The following is a 16669-nucleotide window of genomic DNA, read 5'->3' as shown; positions in this document are numbered from 1 at the left end:
GTTAAATTTATCCTGCGTGAACCGGAACCAAAATATTGTCTAATAGACGAGTGGTTCCTGATCTGAAAGCCGCTACAATGACCAATTCCTGGGTTTTGGCATTCGGGGCTTCCATGTTGTCAGAGTCGAGGATTTCCAGGTAATCCCATCTCTTATCATTTTTTAAAACATCACTCACAAACGTTTTGTAGTCTTGTTTTGTGCGAATGAGTTTTTCAATTTTCACCAGTGTTTGCGGAAGAGTTAAGGCTTCTGCGCGCTCACTGTCTGAAAGGTATTGGTTGCGGCTTGAAAGGGCGAGACCTTCAGCGTTTCTTACGATTGGCATGATATGGATCTTGATTTTAATATCCAGGTCTTTCACCATCTTTTTGATGATCAGGCATTGCTGAACATCTTTTTGCCCAAAGTACGCAATGTGGGCGCGAGTGATAGCAAACAGGCGGTAAACAACTGTCGTCACTCCATCAAAGTGAGTCGGTCTGACTGCACCTTCAAACTTTTGGGTCATTGGGCCTACGGAAATCGTTGTCGAGAATCCTTCCGGATAAATCTCTTCATTTGCTCCTGGAGCAAAGACGGCAATATCTTTTTGAGCGCTGATTAAAAGGGCCACGGCCGAAATTTTTGCCAGGTCTTCATCTAACGTGCGTGGGTATTTATCAAAGTCTTCATTAGGCCCAAATTGTTTTGGGTTTACGAAGATAGTGACAATCGTCACATCGTTTTCTTCCGTTGATTTTTCAATCAATGAAATGTGTCCTTTGTGCAGATTCCCCATCGTTGGGACCAGACCGATTTTTTCGCTTTTAAGCGCATTTCTGTAATGGTCGAAATCTTTTCTTGTCGTAAATACTTTTATCATGACTAATTAGGTGGGAAAAACTGGAAGATGATTTTATGGGCCAGTTCTTTTTTGGTTAAGATGCCTTCGTAGGTAAAACCTTTTGGCGAAAGCAGACGGTATTCAGCGAAGTCAGCATTAAAGCCTGTCACTTCCTGGTTTTTAGTCAGACCATTGTTCACTTTAGTTCCCACTAAAAGATCAACTGGCTTTGACTGCATTTTTTTATTTAACACTGAATCACTAGGATCTGTTTCTGCAGCAAAACCCACAACTTTAAGTTTTGCACTTTTCTTTTCCAGCACTGTTTTTAAAACATCTGTTGCTGGTTTGATCTTTAAGCTATCGCCCATAGAGTCTTTTTTAATTTTAGAGTCAGAAACATCAAACTCGATATCAGAAATCGCAGCAGAACTAATGTAAAGGTCAGCATCGTTTAAGTGCGAGTGAACCGCGTCCTTCATTTCTTCAACAGTTTTAGCGCGAAGAAGTTTGAAGTTAGGGTGTTTTGAGTAAAGATTTAATTTTGCCGTTGAGTGAGCTCCGGCAATCATCACCACTTTATGTCCCATCGCCAGCGCAGCTTCGGCCAGGTAGTAACCTGTAATTCCCGAAGAAGAATTGGTCAGGTAGCGGACAGGATCAAGCGGAACAATCGTCGCACCAGTTGTGACCAGGATTGTTTTTTGGTCAGCGCTCTGGATTGGTTTAATCATCGTTGGGATGATTTCGATAATCTCATCGACGTTTGGAAGTTTTCCAAGCCCTACTTCTTCGCAAGCTAAGATGCCGGCGTCAGTAGGCGAGACAAAAAGGTTGCTTAGAGTTTTAAGTTTCTTAATATCTTCGATATTTTTTTCAGTGAATGGGTGATGAAGCATATTAGTGTTCATCGCCGGAAAAATTAAAGTGTTCTTGTGTGGTTCAAGCGCAAGGAAAACAGATGAAAGTAAATCAGAGGCCTGTCCTTGAGCTAAACGCGAAAGAGTGTTGGCCGACACAGGTGCAATAGCGAATACATCGCACCAGCGTGCCAGATCAATGTGCAGAACGTTTTTGTGAACGAAGTCGTCTTGTGCTTTGTACACGTCGCTTACACCTAAGTAAGTGAAGACTTCTGGTACAACAAATTTCAAAGCACCTTCAGTTAAAATAACTTTAACTTCATGTCCTTTTTTTACCAGTCCGCGAGCAATGTCTAATGATTTGTAAGCTGAGATTGAACCGCTTACGCCTAACAATATTCTCATTGAAGGAATATTTCATAAAAGGCGCGTGTTTGCAATTTAAGGCATGACCATAGTCACGATTTTCTTAGTGTGCGGGATGTAACTAAAGACAAAAAGAGTAGAGAAAAAAATGAGGAAAGTTGCTTGGGTAACTACCAGAAACCAGCCCATCTTTCCTAAGCTCTTATCGACCTTTTTGTAGGTGTAATTCGACTTTAAAACCTGGTGTCTGTACTCGACAGTAGACGAAGAAGAATAGTGGCTGATTTTGTTCATGACCTCTTGGTCACGGAACTCCTGCCTTTTTTGCTGCAATTCTTGTTCTGTCATACCCCTAGCCTCGTAGAATATTGTACTGAACCTATCGGATATTATAGGGGAAAGCTTAAATGGCCGCTTGGGCTTGCTTAACTGTTTGAAATCTCTTGATGTAAGTGCAGCGCTGGCATAGGTCTTCGACCAGTTTTTTTGCCTCGAAGCCCTTTTTCATAGCGCGGGCCCTCTGGCCTTGCAGGATTTCAGAAAGTGACATCTCTGGCATTTTCCCCAGGTCGATGCGTGCTTCTTTGTCGAGGCAGCAAGGAACCACTGTTCCATCGGCATGGATTCCGATGTGAGAAGAGAGTCCATGGCAAAATCCAGTTTCAGATTGTTTAGGCATCAATGGGCTTGGCCACTCAAAGCGCGAGTCAAAATGCAGGTAAACGCGTTTGTAGATGCGTTTACTTTTGATGTTTCCAACGTCGATGTCTTCTTTGATTTCTGTCTCAAAAAAGTTGCCGATGGTTTTTAAAATATCGGAGTTCGAGTCGTTTTGAGTTGTGGTCTCAAAGATATTCCACAGGCGGTAATTGATATAAAGCTCTGGGCGAATTTCCTGTGATTCCTTCGAGAAATTGAGAATGTCCTGAAGGTAAGGATTGATATCTTTGTTTTTAAAATTGTCTTTAAAGGCATGAATTGAAAAATTGATTTGGTGAAAAGCAGGAGAAGTTGAAAGCAATTGCTTATAGCGATTGAGTAAAATCCCATTGGTCGTGAGATTGATACGCACACCAGCTTCTTCACAGTATTTAATAATGGTTTCAAATTCCGGGTGGGCCAGAGGCTCTCCCATAAGGTGTAAACAAACTTGCTCGGTATGGGGGGCAACGTTTTGGATAACACTTTTGAACATATCCGCGGGCATGATCTTCTTGTCGCGTTCAACCACAGGGCAAAATGAGCACTGAAGGTTGCAAATATTACTGATTTCAATATAAACGCGTTTGAATTTGTTCATTAACGTGCTATTTAGCACACATTATGTCTCAAGACCAATCACCACCTAATTTTTACTATTTCCTATGTAACCCGGGCTCAGAGAAGTTCCTGAAGGAAGAGATCCGCCTGATTTATCCAGAGCTTGCTTTTGCCTACTCGACGGAAGGGTTCCTGACGTTTAAAGAAACGAGAAGATTAGGAAAGACCCTAAGACCGGTTTTCTGTCGTCACTTCGGTAAATTTATCAGAAGAGGATCGTACGAAGAAATCCGCTCGAAGTGGCAGGGGAAGGCCTTGTTCTATTCTCTTAGCGGAGAAATTTTTGAGACCTATGAATACCAAAGTGGAGACTGGGTAAAAGAAATTATCAAAGTTTCTGACAACCAATACTACTTCGGTGAATTTAAATCAGGCATTTTCAATTCTCCAACTCCTGGAGGATTTAGCACTGCAGTTCTTCCAGAAGAAGCTCCATCGCGCGCCTACTTAAAAGTGATTGATGGAATGAAATACATGGGAGTGAAACTTCCAGCAGGTGATACAGCTTTAGAAATTGGTTCAAGCCCTGGAGGAGCGACGTATGCGCTTCTTAAGCAAGGACTAAAAGTTGAAGGTGTTGACCCGGGAGAAATGGCCCCAGTGTGTATGGAGAATCCAAACTTCATTCACCACAAAGTTTCTATTCAAGATTTCCACGTCTCTTCACTAAAAGATCACGTCCAGTGGTTATACGTTGATATGAACCTTGCACCAGAAGGGTCACTGCGCGAGATTGAAAAAGTCGTCGATGCGATCAGGCCTTCACTAAAAGGTGCTTTTATTACGCTTAAGATGACTAAGTTTGAATTGGTGTCGCGAGTGCCGATGTACTTAAACATCATGGGGAAAATGGGGCTTAAAGTTGTGATGGCAACTCAGTTGCCATCACACAAACAAGAGTTCTTGGTTTACGCTGAATAATTAGAGAACTTTCTCAATATTCTTTGTGACACTTTCATCAAGCGGATCAATTTTTGAACTAAAACGTCCAACAACATGACCTTCTTTATTGATGATGAACTTCACAAAGTTCCAGCCAATATCTCCTTCATAACCTTTTTGAGTCGTCAGCCATTTGTAGAGTGGAGTGATACCATCGCCTTTGACCACTTGTTTTTCAATGATAGGAAAAGTTGCACCGTATTTTAAACGGCAGAATTTTGCGATCTCTTCGTTAGATTCTGGAGACTGGCCAAGGAAATCATTGCTGGGGAAACCTACAACTACAAAATTTTTGCCTTTATATTTCTGATAAAGTTTTTCGATGTCATCAAGCTGACCAGTGAAACCACAGCGTGTAGCAATGTTGACGACCATCACTGTTTTTCCTTTGAATTCGCTGAATTTGACTTCTTTTTTATTTGTATCGACATACTTAAAGTCATAGAAATTTTCTGCTCTAACATTTGCAGCAAAAAGGGTTGATGAAATAAAAGCAAAGCACAATAAAAGTTTCGACATGAAAACCTCGTTTTATGTTAATTGGAATGATTATAGCTCTGTTTTTCATGTTGGGAAGGTTGTCTGAGCAATGTTTATCCCTTATGATGAGCGTGTCTATTTACTTGAGGCGCTATGTTTCCTTTTGATACAGAGATTATGCCATTCGTGATCCAGTATGCGCATTCACCATTGCTGGTGTACTCGATTGTCTCTGCCATGATGTTTCTCTCAAGTTTTGGGTTGCCTATTCCAGAAGAGGTGACGATCGTCGCATTAGGACTTATCGTTCATATGGGGCGCCATCCTGATCAATACCCTCCGCCAGCGGGCGTGAGCGTTTCTCCACTTAATATTTACACCGCCATGGCCGTTTGTTTTTTCGCCATCATGATAAGTGACTTCATTGTTTATTCATTGGGAAAAAAGTTTGGGACCAGCCCGTGGTTGCATAAATTTTTTAGAAAGTATCTAGGAGAGAACTCTCTGGAGAAATCGAGAACGATGATTCACAAGCACCGCTTTCTAGTTCCAGCGATCTTTCGCTTTACTCCGGGTGTGCGTTTTCCTGGGCACCTTTCATGCGGAATGATGGGGATCTCCCCATGGACATTCTTAGCGGCCGACGGTTTAGCTGCTCTTATTTCCGTACCAACTCAGGTCTATTTGTTTGCTCACTATGGAGAAGTAATCCTCTCAACTATTAAGCAAGTAAAGCACTATGCCCTTATTATTGCGTTAGTGGCCGCTGGTCTTTATATTGCGGTTAAAGTGAAGAAGAGAATTTTCGGGAAAAAAGAACCGAGCGCGACCTAACCCCACCCAAAAACTTAATTATTTAGGTTTCCATTTCGATAAGTAGCCTCAAGAGGTTGCTTATGAAATTTACAAATGCCACGGCCCTAGTATTACTGCTTTCATTCGTTGGTTGTCAGACGCCAATGACTCGTATGCCGAGTTCAGTGACTGACACTAAGGATTGGGAAGAGCTGCGTTCGCTAAAACAACGTAAAGTTGAATTGGGAGCGATGAGTGTTCACTTTCAGAAAAAGAAAAACGAAGAACAACTATTAAAGATTCAAGATGAACAAAAAAATCTTGATAAGAAGATCAAGGACATTGAATCGCGAGTTTCTGTTCTCGATGCTGGTGGCAGCACAATTACTAATAATCCTACTGAATGGCGTGAAGAAAAAGAACGTTTAGAGCTATCAAAGCTAGAGCTTTATTCGCCTGAAAAAAATGTTCAATTCTCAATCTCAACATACGAAGCCCGTCAGACGGAAGTGCGCCTGACCCATAAGTTTTTTACGGCAATGAAATACAGACATGACGCCGGATCAAATGAGCAAAAACCGACAATGGATTTCGCAGTAAAATGTGATGCTCCTTTTGTGATGAAGTACGGTTTTACTAACAAGAAGGCGAAGGCCGGGCAGGTGGTGAAGTTTTCTCTAGGGGATAAGAAGATCTCTAATGACTGGAGAGATTTCAGTTTTCACCCGGATTTAAAATCGTGTGATTTTTCTTTTACGAGCTCACTTGAAAATAAAGGAAAGAGATACTCTTTCAAATTAGTCAATGAAAGTAGCAAGCTAAAAGGATTAGAGTCACTTATTTCAACAACTGAAGTGTGTTCACTAAAAAAAGATACAGGACGCTTCTTTGAGACAAATGAGTTCTCAAATATGACATGTCCAATGAAGTACGACTCAATCAACATTCTTCCAGAGCCGGAAGACAGTTTACACGCTCGCGTCGTTGGACTTTTAGGTCATGACCTGCCAGAGGATTTCATTAAAAATGGAAATCCTTACGCAGAACTAGATTTCTCAAAAGCTCCTAAATTTGACTCAATCCTGGTTTCATACCTGGTTTTTAGAGCAGACTTTTATGGAACTCTTTTAGCAAGACTTCTTGCTTACCATGCAGATCAAGGAGCACTAGTGCGCATTGTGGTTTCTGAAGTTATTACTTTAGAAAAAGACGAAGCGATGTATGAAAAACTCATGGCAGAGCACCCAAACATGAAAGTGGTGAAGTACCAGTTTGATAACTCTCAAAAAGGTGGGGCGTGGATTTCTGAATTCCACCGTACAAACCACGTAAAAATGTTTGCAGCTTATTCAAAAGAAACTCCAGAAAACTCTTTCGTTATCGTTGGTGGACGCAACGTTCACGACGGTTTCGTTTTTAAGACACCAGTAGATGTTTCAAAATTTCCGGAAATCGTAAATTATGTTTCAGGGGATGAATCGTGGGCCTACTGGAGAGATTTTGAAATGGTCATCAAAGGACAAAACTTTGTTGAAAGTGTTGTCCGTCACTATATGAACTTCTACCACATCAATAAAGATAACCTGGTAATGAAGCTCTCAAGCGTAGCTGTTCAAAAAGAAGCAGCTGCTGAATCAGAAGAAGAGAGCCTGAGACATTATATCTCGATTCCATTTAAGGACGAACCAAACCTGAACCTGTTCTATGCGCGCATGGTGGATTCAGCGAAAAAGAAAATCCTTATTAGTTCGCCTTATTTCAGACCAGTAAAAGAAATCCATGATGCTCTTCAAAGAGCAGTTGATAGAGGAGTCGATATTACCATTATCACTCGCCTTGACCTGGAAGGGGACACTGCGGATTTCATCCTTGGTGCTGTAAACAAGGACGGGGTGAACAAGTTCTTAAAGAAAGTAAAAGTATTCGAGTACACTGAACCAAAAGTTATTCTTCACTCAAAACTTCTAATGGTTGATGATGAAGTTTCTTTTATCAGCTCAGTTAACTTAAACAAGAGAAGTTTCTACCACGATCTGGAAAACGGTGTAGTGGTCAACGACAGAAAGTTCACAACAGAGATGGGCCAACTATACAAAGAGTATATGAAAATCTCTCGCCAGCTGACAGAAGAACAAAAGATCGTCTTCTGGAAGAAATGGATCATCACTATTTTTGATAAAGTTTTATAATGATTCGAAGCTTAACTGCTTACTTAACTTAAGGCCATGAGTATCAACCTCATGGCCTTCTAGTTTTAAGAGGAAGATTTTCATTTCCATACCACCAGCAAAACCAGTGAGCTTTCCGCTCGAACCAATCACGCGATGACAAGGAATGATAACAGGAATGGGATTTTTCCCATTGGCGCCACCGACAGCTCTTTGAGCGTTGGGAGCTTTTAAGTGCTGGGCCTGCTTTCCATAACTCCACACTTGCCCATAAGGGATTTCACATAGTGCATTCCAGGCGCGGTTTTGGAATTCAGTTCCTTCAGGACTAAGAGGAAGATCAAATGTCTTCCTCTTGCCCGCGAAGTATTCATTTAATTGCTTAATTGTTTTTTGGATAACTTTGTTGTCTTCATTTTTTACCGCTCCAACCATTTTAGGTTTCTCTTCATCTTTTACATAAAGAGCAACGAGGGCGTCCTCACTAGCTACGAGAGTGATTTTTCCAATAGGCGAGGGCATAGTATTGTAATGAAGCTTTTCCATTTTATCCTTTGACGATGATGGCAATAGCAAAGATCACATAGAAGACCGCTGCTAGTGCGTGAACCCATTTCATCGGGATTTTTTTGGTCATCTTATCACCGAAAAAAACGGCCAGTCCAGAAGTTACCATCATCCCTAAAGTGGAACCGACGGTCACTAATCCTAGGTCGTTGTATTTTGCTGCAAGGGCCACTGTTGCTAACTGAGTCTTATCTCCCATCTCAGCAAGAAAGAAGGTCACCACTGTTGTAAGGAAAGCTCCCCATTTTCTTTTTTCATTCAGCCCTTCATCTTTATCGGGGATCATTACCCAAATCGCAAAAGCGATAAATGTAAGAGCAAGAACCCACTTTAAGTAAACGTAAGGGATAAGATCTGAGACAAATCGTCCGGCCCATGCGGCCAAGAGGTGATTGAGAATTGTCGCGATGAAAATACCAAAGAAGATGGTCCATGGTTTTCTAAAACGACTGGCAAGAACGAATGCGAGAAGTTGAGTCTTGTCACCCATTTCAGTTAAGGCAACGAAGATGAAAGAGTTAAAAATAATGTCCATGAAAGATCCTCAGCTATTTGTAGTCGTGAGGCCTATGAAGCTTGTTGATTGGAGCTTATATAAGACGACACGACGAAGTTAATTCGTTCATGTCAGTCTCGTTAAAAAAGCCTTGCGGCTTCCCTTATCGACCGGGGGTTGTACCCAGTATGTCGATCGATAATCCTGATTTCATCAATCAGAAAAACTACTCCCTAACGAGCTTGAGAATAACGTGGAGTGTGATAACAGTCAATGCAAATTTCAAAGGCACGCGTAGTCACAATTGATCTAATTGATTTTTATTTAAAATCAATGGACTCATGCTTTGTAATGAGTTACCAATTTGTGCAGGATTTTTTCATCTTAAGGAGGATCATGATGTTAAAAAAATTAACCGCACTATTATTGGCCGTGGCCTTTATTCAAAGTGCAGAAGCTTACGACTTATCTAAAAAATTTGGTTTAGGTATCAGCGGCGGCTATTCGATTCCAGTTTTTGGAAACCCGTTTAACTCAACAGCTGATGCTGATTTTGGTTATGGCGTTCATGGACGCTACCACTTCAATGAGTCTTGGAACCTGGAACTTGCTGTCACTCGTTCTGAATTTGAAGATACAAAAATCCGTCTTGATAACTTCAATGCATTAGGAGTCTGGAGACTTTCTGGTGCTAGTGATTTTTCTCCAATCGTTGGAGCTGGTCTTGGTGTGACAAGACTTAAAAACTTCACTCCAAAAAGTGCAAAGCTAAGCGGTCTTTTCCGTCTTGGAGTTGAGTACGGTGTTACTCAGTGGTTCTCTCTAGGTGTTTTAGCAGACTATCAATATGTTTCAAAACTTATGGGTGATATGCCAACAACAAGAGCACATATTGTGACTCCACAATTAGCACTGACTTGGTACTTTGGTGGAGACAGTACAAAAGCTTACAAAGAAGAAGCTCCAGCAAAACAAATGATGAAAAAAGAAGAGCCGGTTAAATCTGGATTCGTTGATGAAAGCAATCTTGATTCTGATGATGACGGAGTAAAAGATCCGGAAGATAAATGTCCAGGTACTCCAGTAGGCGCGAAAGTAAACGCTATCGGATGTGCGGTAGATGAAAAAGCAACAATGACAATTAACGTAGAGTTCGACAGTGGGAAATCGATGATTTCTTCGCAGTACGACTCTCACTTAGATGAGGTGGCAGAGTTTTTAAAGAAATACTCTGAAGTAAACGTTCAGATCGAAGGATACACAGATAATACTGGGTCTAAAGCTAAGAACGTAGCACTTTCAGCAGCGAGAGCTAAGTCGGTAATGAATGCTCTGATTAAGCGTGGAATTGATAAGAAGCGCTTAACAGCGAAAGGATTTGGACCAGAAAATCCAATTGCTGATAACAGCACACCAGAAGGAAGACAAACAAACAGAAGAGTTGTGGCGGTTCTATCGTCTAAATAACTCAAAGTGAAAGAAAAAGGGCCCAGAATTGGGCCCTTTTTTATTTTAGCTGATTTTTTTAAATTCTTCGTTCAGGTTTTCTCTCAACTGGTTGGTGGCCAGGTCGACAAGAAGTTCAAATAAAACATCAATTTTAACATTAAGTTCGCTGGCAATTTCTGGGAGTTTTTTCATTGGAGGGCTCGAGACACCTCTTTCCCAGTCTGAAACAAACTGTGGGCTAGCGTAGCCAAGTTTTGTCGCAAAATCTGCTTGTGAGTAGCCTTTCTTGAGGCGTTTATCCTTTAGGAAAGTTCCAAGATTTTCCCTGATTCTCTTTGGGTCGCGTTTTGTTTTTGTCGTTCTAACTTTTTTTGCCATAATCATTCCTCGATTTAAGTGAAAGTTTTCTTTTAATTTTATTTCTGAACTAGTTTTGCATGGCTGATGCAGATTGCTCCAACCATCTTTCCTTGGTTCGTCAGGGGCGAAAGGTATTTTAAAAGAATACTGTGTCTTAAATTCTCTTCGCTGCCGATTTCGTCAAATATGTGCTCAGGAACATTCCAGGGCGTAGTTTTATTTAATCTTTTAGTTAATAATTTAAAGGCCATTTTCATCATTTTTAAAGTGGGAAGAAAATCCCTCTTATAAAGCTTGTACCATGTCCCACAAAGTAGTTCATCGATAGTAAATGAAGTATAGTTAAAAAATTCCAGGTTTCTGTAAATCTGGATGTGGTCATCCAGGTAAACTTCAACAACGTCCCCTTGGGCAATTTTATCGAAGATATCATTTTCAGGAACCGCTTTGATCTTTTTTAGAATCCTCCACAACATCTGAGCAGAGTTGCGAGGGTTATCTCCCTGGGCCACACATTCTTTTAGTAGTTCAATGTTAGCATCAAGGTAGGCAATAGCGCGGGTTCTTTGTTCAATCTTACAGCTTTCAAACTTGAGTACGCCAGAATTGCGGTAAGGTTTCGCTTTATAACCAAAACTTTTAATGAGATCGCAGTACTCTTCAGCAAGTCTTTTAAACTCACTGGCAACACAACGAGACTGATCAATATCTTGGATAAGGATTTTGGCGTTCATGGAGAAATCCTACCAACTCTAACGCAGTTAGGGAAAATAATTATTGGTCATTTTACAGCGAAAACTCTAAAATAAGTGTGAATTTCCCGTCTTTTTGAGAAAAAAATGATCACTATTGTCATTGTTTGTGCCTGTCTTTTATTAAACGCTATTTTATCCTGTGCAGAGATGGCCTTCGTCACCATTGACGATAAGGTTTTAAGAAAGCGCGTGCTTGCTGGAGACAAAACAGCAGCGTGGATTGAAGAGATGGCGAAATCGCCTGAAAGGATTCTTTCAGTTGTTCAAATTGGTATTACTTTAGTAGGTGCTATCTCTGGAGCGGTTTCCGGTGCCGGTGCCGAAGAGTCGCTTTCTCCTTTCTTTATGCGCACTTTTGCCTTAAGCGAACATTTTGCTGAAACACTTTCCATTGTTGTGATCGTTGCACCACTGACAATTCTTTCGGTTGTTATCGGAGAGTTAGTTCCAAAATCTCTGGCAATTAAATTTTCAATGCCCATCATTCTTGCTCTGGCACCAGCTCTACGAGTCGCTGAAAAAATCCTGGGACCTTTAGTTAGCCCAATGGAGAAGGCAACTGATTTCATTCTACGTTTGATCATGAAATCAAAACCAAGCACGCCTGAAGAGGCCGCAAGCGATGAGATTTCATTAAAAGGACTTAGAAAAGAATACCAGGAATATTTCCACAACCTGCTAGACCTGGATGCTAAACAGGTTGAGAGTGTTATGGTTCCTTGGGATAAAGTAGATAAGATCAGCTCTGTGGCCACACCTGAAGAAGTATCAATGCTGATTTTGGGCACGAGAAGAACCAGAATTCCTGTCGTTGATGCCAACGAAGTTTATGGTTATCTTCATTCAAAAGAATTCGTTAACCTTTCACAAAGTGGAGTAGGCGACAACTGGCTAAGTTTTGTCAGACCGATTCAATCACTTTCACCGGATACAAAAGTTCTTCACGCCCTAAGAACGATGCAAAAGAAGAAGGCCCACTTCATGATTGTAGGAAGCCTGGAAAATCCGTTGGGGATTATCACTTTGGAAGACATTCTTGAAGACGTCTTTGGGGACTTCATTGACGAGGATGAAGATGGCAAGGTTAAGCTCTTTTTAAGAAGAAGCAACCTGCTTAAAAAATTCTAATTATTTTCCAAAGCTTTAGCGTATACAATTTCATTGTTGGCGTTTAAACAAACGCTCTCAAGTAAACTGATCTTGCGGTTAACTTGGTTGATCAATGCTGTAAATTGAGAGTTATCAGCAGTGATAATTGATTTTGTTTCAGCAATGTTGCGGTTTAATCCCAGTACAACATTCATTACCACATCAACCTGAGCTTCACGATTATCGAAATCAATCGCCAGGTTTTCAAACATAATCCCGTAAACTTCTTTATTTAAGAAAACAGTTTCATTTTTTTGGATTTGTTTTTTTGAGTCAGAGTGAATCACGCGATAAAGTGTACATCCTCTTTTTGAGTCATGGCTTTTTACTACTGAAGCAAAAGTGCTAGTTGTCGTTAGAGCTAAAAGTCCCATCACTAGAAGTGTCTTCTTCATACCGTTCTCACAAGTTTAAATGTTATGCCCTTGAGGATAGCAGAAGTCAGGACTGCGCGGGGGAAGGCCTGTAAAAAGTCCTATGGGTGTCGAAACTTTGGACGCTTTTTCATGTGCTTTAATCCAAAGGCCGCGACGTAAGAGTAGAAAATATAAAGAAGGGAGACGGCACCGATAAAGGAGGCGATCAGGCCTTCCATGTCACCATATTCGTAAAGGCCAAAGCGGGAGCCAAGCCAGCCAAAGAAAACTGACCCGATAAGGCCTATGGTCATGGTGGTAAAGACACTTCCGTGAGGGATTTTAGGCATACAGACTTTTATCACTGCACCTGACATAAACCCTATCATTATAGTCCAAAACACAATTCTCATGGTCATAGAACCTCCATGAACTGACATTTATTGTGGGCCTTTTAAGGGTAGTTTTAAAGACGATAAAAGCTAAGCATGGCCTAGCTTTTATCGAATGATTTTTTATTCAACAGGAACTAATAACTCAGTAATCAACTCATGTTCTGGTGTCACATTCGGATCGTTTAAGTAATTTTCAATACAAGCACCATCGCGAAGTTTGATTTTCTTTTCAGTTAAAATGCGAAAAATTTTTTCAAATGCCGGCCACACTCCTGGATAAGGTCCAGTCAGGATAAAACGAGCATACTTTCCTTCTGCAATTTTTGTGTACTCCAATCCCTTTGGCACAGTTTTAGGTTTTGCGACAAGGGCAACTCCCGCACTGTAAAACATAGAAGATTCATCCTGGGTTTTCATATCCATGACACTCGTCCCAAGGAATTCTTTGATGTCTGTTTTCTGCACGCCTTCGATAAGCGGGAACATGGCATACCAGGCCGGCATGGCCACTTCAGAAAAGATCCCTGCTTTTTTCACATACAAGAAATGAGTCGCTTCTCTGGTGATGATTTCTGGTCTTTCGGTTAAGTTTAAATTCATAAGCATCTCCTCGTTTGTTTGACTGATGCTTAGAGAATAGATCAATTTGTTTTGCTCTTCTTTTCCTTGGTTGCGAAAATCACTTGGACTCAAATGAAATTGTTGCTTAAAAGCTTTATTAAAGGCCGAAGGCGTTTCATAGCCAACACTCATCGCAATTTCAGTCACCGGGCATTCATTGTCTTCCTGGAGCATGCGAAGGGCATTACTCATGCGGATACGGCGAAGGTAAGAAAAAGTTGTTTCTCCGGTATAGGACATAAAGATTCTGCCAAAGTGAAAGGCGGAAGAGCCTGCTTCCTGAGCAATTTTCTTGAGTGTTAACTCCTCAGTGAAGTGGGACCTGATAAAACGCTGGGCGCGGCCGACTTGAGAGCGATGAAAATTCTTTAAGACAACTGGTGATTTCTTTTTCATAAAAACCTCATCATATAAATTTGCCTTACTTTGATGCTCTTGGCCTGTCCAAAATAGCTAATTTTCACTAAACTTTGCAGATGAAAAGTTTTAAAGAATTCTGGCCCTTCTATTTAAGCGAACATTCAAATGCTATAAATCGCAGACTACATTTCTGTGGAACCTTGCTTGTTCATCTTTTACTTATCTGGATAATTGTTTTCGGGAAGTGGAAATATATCTGGATTGTCCCATTATGTGGTTATGCCTTTGCTTGGATAGGGCATTTTGTTGTGGAGAAAAACCGTCCGGCGACTTTTAAGCATCCTGTTTGGAGTTTGATTGGCGATTTTAAAATGTTCTATTTGATGTTGTTTAGGAAGTTATAGGCCGCAAAAAGATTGCGGCCTTTTTTTTGTTTTATCAGATTAAAGACAGCTATAGTCTTCAGTCCCATTTACTGTCACGAGACCGTCATGGTTTTCTTCGAACACAGCGTACTCAATATCAAGAACCTGTTGGTTTTGAAGAATCACTTGAATGCCTGCCATTGGATTGATTGATCCGACTGCCCATGTTGCAGAAAATGTTTCTTCTGCTGTCTGGTTTTCATTGTAAAGTGAAGCGCCAGCAATTGTTGATTCTTTAGTTAAAACAATTTGCAGGCGGTTGTTTGGTTGATTAAGAGACTTACAGTTGATTTTTTCACCGGCGAAAGAAGCAGTGGCCGAGCATACTGTCACAAGAGCGGATACAACGAAAAATAGTTTCATGAAAATCTCCCTGTAGTTTGTTTGCCGCTAAATAACAAAATACAGAGAGGATAGCAATGGAGATTGTGCCGCTAACAGAATCCTGACAATTATTTTTTAGCAAGGGAGTGCGCCAGCTTTCCAATTTTTTCTAGAGCTGCTTCAATATTGCTGTTCCAAAGGGTTCCAGTATTGATTCTGATGCAGTTTTCATACTTTCCGGTTACCGAGAAGAGTGGGCCGGGGATAAGGCTTATTTTGTGTTTTAAGGCCTTCTCGTGGAGTTCCAGAGCGTTAATGCCTTTGGGGAATTCCACCCAAATTAAACAGCCGCCACTTGGCGTAGTGATTTTTGTTCCTTCCGGAAAGCATTCAATAATTTTATGGGAGAAGAGGTGCATGTTTTGCGAAAGCGTCTGGCGAAGCTTTCTTAAATGCCTGTCATAGTTATTATTTTTTAAATGATCGGCAAGTGCGATCTGCGCCGCTGAGTTGGGAGAGACCGTATTGGAGAATTTCATGATCTCAATCTTATCAAAAAGTTTCGCTGGTGGGATGACCCAACCAATGCGGTAGCCCGGGGCAAGCGTTTTAGAAAAAGAAGAGCAGTATATGACGATATCTTTTTTATCAAAAGATTTTAAGGCCAGAGGTCTGTTGCCTTCAAACTGAAGCTCTCCGTAAATATCATCTTCAACAATGTGCACATTGTATTTTGAACAAAGTGAAACCATCTTCTGTTTGCTTTCATCACTCATCAAGCTTCCTAGCGGGTTTGAAAAAGAAGGAGTGACTAAAACTGCTTTCACATCAAATTTAGAAATCTTTTCTTCTAAAGCATCGAGATCCATTCCCGATTGAGAGGAAGTGGCAATCTCTAGAGCTTTTAAACCAAGGTTTTCGAGTGCATTGATGTGCCCGTGATAAGTAGGACTCTCAACGGCGACAATGTCTCCAGGTTTTGTAACGGCCTTGAGTGCGAGATTGATTGCTTCCATACAACCGGTTGTCACGTTGATTGATTCAGGGCTTATGTCACAACCCATTTCAATACTTCGTTTGGCCAGTTCCTGACGAAGCTGCCAGTTGCCGGCACCGATTTCGTAGTTGATACAATCAGCAGCGCGCTCGCGGGAAATTTTAATAAGCGAACGTTGTAAACTTTCAGTCGGAAGTAAATCCTGATGCATAACTGCTGCACCTAAAGGCGCAAGGGACTTATCACCACAGGCATGAATAACGTCGAGGAAAGTGTTATTTGTTTGAACAAAACGAGGAGCAGATGCAGGCTTAGTGACGATCCCAGCTTCTTGTAAGAGTGGACGAATCTTTACGTAGTAACCTGACTGCGGTCTTGCTTCGATAAAGCCCAATCTCTCTAAGAGTTGATAGGACTGAATAACTGTCGAGACACTCACATCGAGTTTCGTCGAGAGCTGTCTCATCGACGGAATTTTTGTACCAGGAAGATAAGTTCCTTCATTGATCCAGGACTTAATCCTCTCGGCGATTTGGATATACAAATGATTTTTATCGGAAGATGTGTCTAGTGTTTCCATATACTGATTTTCCCATGAGTGACTAAAAAATCTACATACAGTTCGAGTACAAAGTGACCATAACAGTTTTCCACT

General features: G+C 41.1%; 20 protein-coding genes. 6 read left to right on the top strand and 14 right to left on the bottom strand.

The window, feature by feature from the left end:
• Nucleotides 1–7: 7 nt before the first annotated feature.
• The 4 genes from panC to AC6JA8_RS15265 all read right to left on the bottom strand — a co-directional run bounded on the left by panC (nt 8) and on the right by AC6JA8_RS15265 (nt 3355).
• Nucleotides 8–865: a pantoate--beta-alanine ligase gene (gene panC, locus AC6JA8_RS15280; protein ID WP_497974579.1), complete on the bottom strand. Its 858-nt coding sequence runs from the start codon at nt 863–865 to the stop codon at nt 8–10.
• 2 nt (nt 866–867) lie between these two features.
• Entirely contained in the window at nt 868–2094 is a 1227-nt protein-coding gene (gene coaBC / locus AC6JA8_RS15275; protein WP_497974578.1) for a bifunctional phosphopantothenoylcysteine decarboxylase/phosphopantothenate--cysteine ligase CoaBC, read from the bottom strand.
• A 36-nt stretch (nt 2095–2130) separates the two neighbouring features.
• Nucleotides 2131–2349 carry a hypothetical protein gene (locus tag AC6JA8_RS15270; RefSeq protein ID WP_497974577.1) on the bottom strand — a complete coding sequence of 73 codons (219 nt, stop codon included), beginning with the start codon at nt 2347–2349 and terminating at the stop codon, nt 2131–2133.
• 109 nt (nt 2350–2458) lie between these two features.
• Nucleotides 2459–3355, bottom strand: coding sequence for a radical SAM/SPASM domain-containing protein (locus AC6JA8_RS15265; protein WP_497974576.1), 897 nt, complete (start codon nt 3353–3355; stop codon nt 2459–2461).
• Nucleotides 3356–3378: 23 nt separating this feature from the next.
• Here AC6JA8_RS15265 and AC6JA8_RS15260 point away from each other — a divergent pair, with 23 nt between their 5' ends.
• Nucleotides 3379–4296 carry an SAM-dependent methyltransferase gene (locus AC6JA8_RS15260; protein ID WP_497974575.1) on the top strand — a complete coding sequence of 306 codons (918 nt, stop codon included), beginning with the start codon at nt 3379–3381 and terminating at the stop codon, nt 4294–4296.
• Here the strand turns inward: AC6JA8_RS15260 and AC6JA8_RS15255 are convergent, their stop codons facing one another.
• Nucleotides 4297–4836, bottom strand: coding sequence for a glutathione peroxidase (locus AC6JA8_RS15255; RefSeq protein ID WP_497974574.1), 540 nt, complete (start codon nt 4834–4836; stop codon nt 4297–4299).
• Nucleotides 4837–4974: 138 nt separating this feature from the next.
• Here AC6JA8_RS15255 and AC6JA8_RS15250 point away from each other — a divergent pair, with 138 nt between their 5' ends.
• Nucleotides 4975–5631 carry a DedA family protein gene (locus AC6JA8_RS15250; protein ID WP_497974573.1) on the top strand — a complete coding sequence of 219 codons (657 nt, stop codon included), beginning with the start codon at nt 4975–4977 and terminating at the stop codon, nt 5629–5631.
• Nucleotides 5632–5693: 62 nt separating this feature from the next.
• The gene (locus tag AC6JA8_RS15245; RefSeq protein WP_497974572.1) at nt 5694–7781 is read left to right on the top strand and encodes a phospholipase D-like domain-containing protein; all 2088 of its coding nucleotides are present in this window, start codon (nt 5694–5696) and stop codon (nt 7779–7781) included.
• Here AC6JA8_RS15245 and AC6JA8_RS15240 read toward each other — a convergent pair.
• Together AC6JA8_RS15240 and AC6JA8_RS15235 are read right to left on the bottom strand one after the other, a co-directional pair.
• Nucleotides 7776–8306, bottom strand: coding sequence for a methylated-DNA--[protein]-cysteine S-methyltransferase (locus tag AC6JA8_RS15240; RefSeq protein WP_497974571.1), 531 nt, complete (start codon nt 8304–8306; stop codon nt 7776–7778). The two genes, AC6JA8_RS15245 and AC6JA8_RS15240, sit on opposite strands and share 6 nt — an antisense overlap.
• Before the next feature lies 1 nt (nt 8307).
• On the bottom strand, nt 8308–8862 hold the full coding sequence (locus AC6JA8_RS15235) for a TMEM165/GDT1 family protein (protein WP_497974570.1): 555 nt from the start codon (nt 8860–8862) through the stop codon (nt 8308–8310).
• A 357-nt stretch (nt 8863–9219) separates the two neighbouring features.
• On the opposite strand from AC6JA8_RS15235, the gene AC6JA8_RS15230 reads away from it, so the two are divergent.
• Nucleotides 9220–10290 carry an OmpA family protein gene (locus tag AC6JA8_RS15230; RefSeq protein ID WP_497974569.1) on the top strand — a complete coding sequence of 357 codons (1071 nt, stop codon included), beginning with the start codon at nt 9220–9222 and terminating at the stop codon, nt 10288–10290.
• Nucleotides 10291–10335: 45 nt separating this feature from the next.
• On the opposite strand, the gene AC6JA8_RS15225 is transcribed toward AC6JA8_RS15230, so the two are convergent.
• Nucleotides 10336–10650 carry a helix-turn-helix domain-containing protein gene (locus AC6JA8_RS15225; protein ID WP_497974568.1) on the bottom strand — a complete coding sequence of 105 codons (315 nt, stop codon included), beginning with the start codon at nt 10648–10650 and terminating at the stop codon, nt 10336–10338.
• 38 nt (nt 10651–10688) lie between these two features.
• Entirely contained in the window at nt 10689–11366 is a 678-nt protein-coding gene (locus tag AC6JA8_RS15220) for a hypothetical protein (protein WP_497974567.1), read from the bottom strand.
• 105 nt (nt 11367–11471) lie between these two features.
• Here AC6JA8_RS15220 and AC6JA8_RS15215 point away from each other — a divergent pair, with 105 nt between their 5' ends.
• Complete coding sequence (locus AC6JA8_RS15215) at nt 11472–12515, top strand: hemolysin family protein (protein WP_497974566.1); 1044 nt, start codon at nt 11472–11474, stop codon at nt 12513–12515.
• Here AC6JA8_RS15215 and AC6JA8_RS15210 read toward each other — a convergent pair.
• From AC6JA8_RS15210 to AC6JA8_RS15200, 3 genes are all read right to left on the bottom strand, one after another.
• Complete coding sequence (locus AC6JA8_RS15210) at nt 12512–12931, bottom strand: hypothetical protein (RefSeq protein WP_497974565.1); 420 nt, start codon at nt 12929–12931, stop codon at nt 12512–12514. The two genes, AC6JA8_RS15215 and AC6JA8_RS15210, sit on opposite strands and share 4 nt — an antisense overlap.
• An 80-nt stretch (nt 12932–13011) precedes the next feature.
• A complete protein-coding gene (locus AC6JA8_RS15205; protein ID WP_497974564.1) occupies nt 13012–13311 on the bottom strand; it encodes a GlsB/YeaQ/YmgE family stress response membrane protein in 300 nt (99 codons plus the stop codon).
• A gap of 96 nt (nt 13312–13407) precedes the next feature.
• Nucleotides 13408–14304 carry an AraC family transcriptional regulator gene (locus tag AC6JA8_RS15200; protein WP_497974563.1) on the bottom strand — a complete coding sequence of 299 codons (897 nt, stop codon included), beginning with the start codon at nt 14302–14304 and terminating at the stop codon, nt 13408–13410.
• Between the two features lie 80 nt (nt 14305–14384).
• On the opposite strand from AC6JA8_RS15200, the gene AC6JA8_RS15195 reads away from it, so the two are divergent.
• Entirely contained in the window at nt 14385–14672 is a 288-nt protein-coding gene (locus AC6JA8_RS15195; protein ID WP_497974562.1) for an Mpo1-like protein, read from the top strand.
• Nucleotides 14673–14711: 39 nt separating this feature from the next.
• On the opposite strand, the gene AC6JA8_RS15190 is transcribed toward AC6JA8_RS15195, so the two are convergent.
• A complete protein-coding gene (locus tag AC6JA8_RS15190) occupies nt 14712–15056 on the bottom strand; it encodes a hypothetical protein (protein ID WP_497974561.1) in 345 nt (114 codons plus the stop codon).
• Nucleotides 15057–15145: 89 nt separating this feature from the next.
• Nucleotides 15146–16594, bottom strand: coding sequence for an aminotransferase-like domain-containing protein (locus AC6JA8_RS15185; RefSeq protein WP_497974560.1), 1449 nt, complete (start codon nt 16592–16594; stop codon nt 15146–15148).
• Nucleotides 16595–16669: the final 75 nt, after the last annotated feature.

This window comes from Bacteriovorax sp. HI3 (assembly GCF_059738875.1).
The sequence above is the reverse complement of the archived record's forward strand: the minus strand, read 5'-3'. Positions and strand labels throughout refer to the sequence as shown.

What these genes read in the sequence shown, in the direction of transcription:
- panC (WP_497974579.1), bottom strand. Translation starts at nt 865, where the DNA reads ATGATAAAAGTATTTACGACAAGAAAAGATTTCGACCATTACAGAAAT.
- coaBC (WP_497974578.1), bottom strand. Translation starts at nt 2,094, where the DNA reads ATGAGAATATTGTTAGGCGTAAGCGGTTCAATCTCAGCTTACAAATCA.
- AC6JA8_RS15270 (WP_497974577.1), bottom strand. Translation starts at nt 2,349, where the DNA reads ATGAACAAAATCAGCCACTATTCTTCTTCGTCTACTGTCGAGTACAGA.
- AC6JA8_RS15265 (WP_497974576.1), bottom strand. Translation starts at nt 3,355, where the DNA reads ATGAACAAATTCAAACGCGTTTATATTGAAATCAGTAATATTTGCAAC.
- AC6JA8_RS15260 (WP_497974575.1), top strand. Translation starts at nt 3,379, where the DNA reads ATGTCTCAAGACCAATCACCACCTAATTTTTACTATTTCCTATGTAAC.
- AC6JA8_RS15255 (WP_497974574.1), bottom strand. Translation starts at nt 4,836, where the DNA reads ATGTCGAAACTTTTATTGTGCTTTGCTTTTATTTCATCAACCCTTTTT.
- AC6JA8_RS15250 (WP_497974573.1), top strand. Translation starts at nt 4,975, where the DNA reads ATGCCATTCGTGATCCAGTATGCGCATTCACCATTGCTGGTGTACTCG.
- AC6JA8_RS15245 (WP_497974572.1), top strand. Translation starts at nt 5,694, where the DNA reads ATGAAATTTACAAATGCCACGGCCCTAGTATTACTGCTTTCATTCGTT.
- AC6JA8_RS15240 (WP_497974571.1), bottom strand. Translation starts at nt 8,306, where the DNA reads ATGGAAAAGCTTCATTACAATACTATGCCCTCGCCTATTGGAAAAATC.
- AC6JA8_RS15235 (WP_497974570.1), bottom strand. Translation starts at nt 8,862, where the DNA reads ATGGACATTATTTTTAACTCTTTCATCTTCGTTGCCTTAACTGAAATG.
- AC6JA8_RS15230 (WP_497974569.1), top strand. Translation starts at nt 9,220, where the DNA reads ATGATGTTAAAAAAATTAACCGCACTATTATTGGCCGTGGCCTTTATT.
- AC6JA8_RS15225 (WP_497974568.1), bottom strand. Translation starts at nt 10,650, where the DNA reads ATGGCAAAAAAAGTTAGAACGACAAAAACAAAACGCGACCCAAAGAGA.
- AC6JA8_RS15220 (WP_497974567.1), bottom strand. Translation starts at nt 11,366, where the DNA reads ATGAACGCCAAAATCCTTATCCAAGATATTGATCAGTCTCGTTGTGTT.
- AC6JA8_RS15215 (WP_497974566.1), top strand. Translation starts at nt 11,472, where the DNA reads ATGATCACTATTGTCATTGTTTGTGCCTGTCTTTTATTAAACGCTATT.
- AC6JA8_RS15210 (WP_497974565.1), bottom strand. Translation starts at nt 12,931, where the DNA reads ATGAAGAAGACACTTCTAGTGATGGGACTTTTAGCTCTAACGACAACT.
- AC6JA8_RS15205 (WP_497974564.1), bottom strand. Translation starts at nt 13,311, where the DNA reads ATGACCATGAGAATTGTGTTTTGGACTATAATGATAGGGTTTATGTCA.
- AC6JA8_RS15200 (WP_497974563.1), bottom strand. Translation starts at nt 14,304, where the DNA reads ATGAAAAAGAAATCACCAGTTGTCTTAAAGAATTTTCATCGCTCTCAA.
- AC6JA8_RS15195 (WP_497974562.1), top strand. Translation starts at nt 14,385, where the DNA reads ATGAAAAGTTTTAAAGAATTCTGGCCCTTCTATTTAAGCGAACATTCA.
- AC6JA8_RS15190 (WP_497974561.1), bottom strand. Translation starts at nt 15,056, where the DNA reads ATGAAACTATTTTTCGTTGTATCCGCTCTTGTGACAGTATGCTCGGCC.
- AC6JA8_RS15185 (WP_497974560.1), bottom strand. Translation starts at nt 16,594, where the DNA reads ATGGAAACACTAGACACATCTTCCGATAAAAATCATTTGTATATCCAA.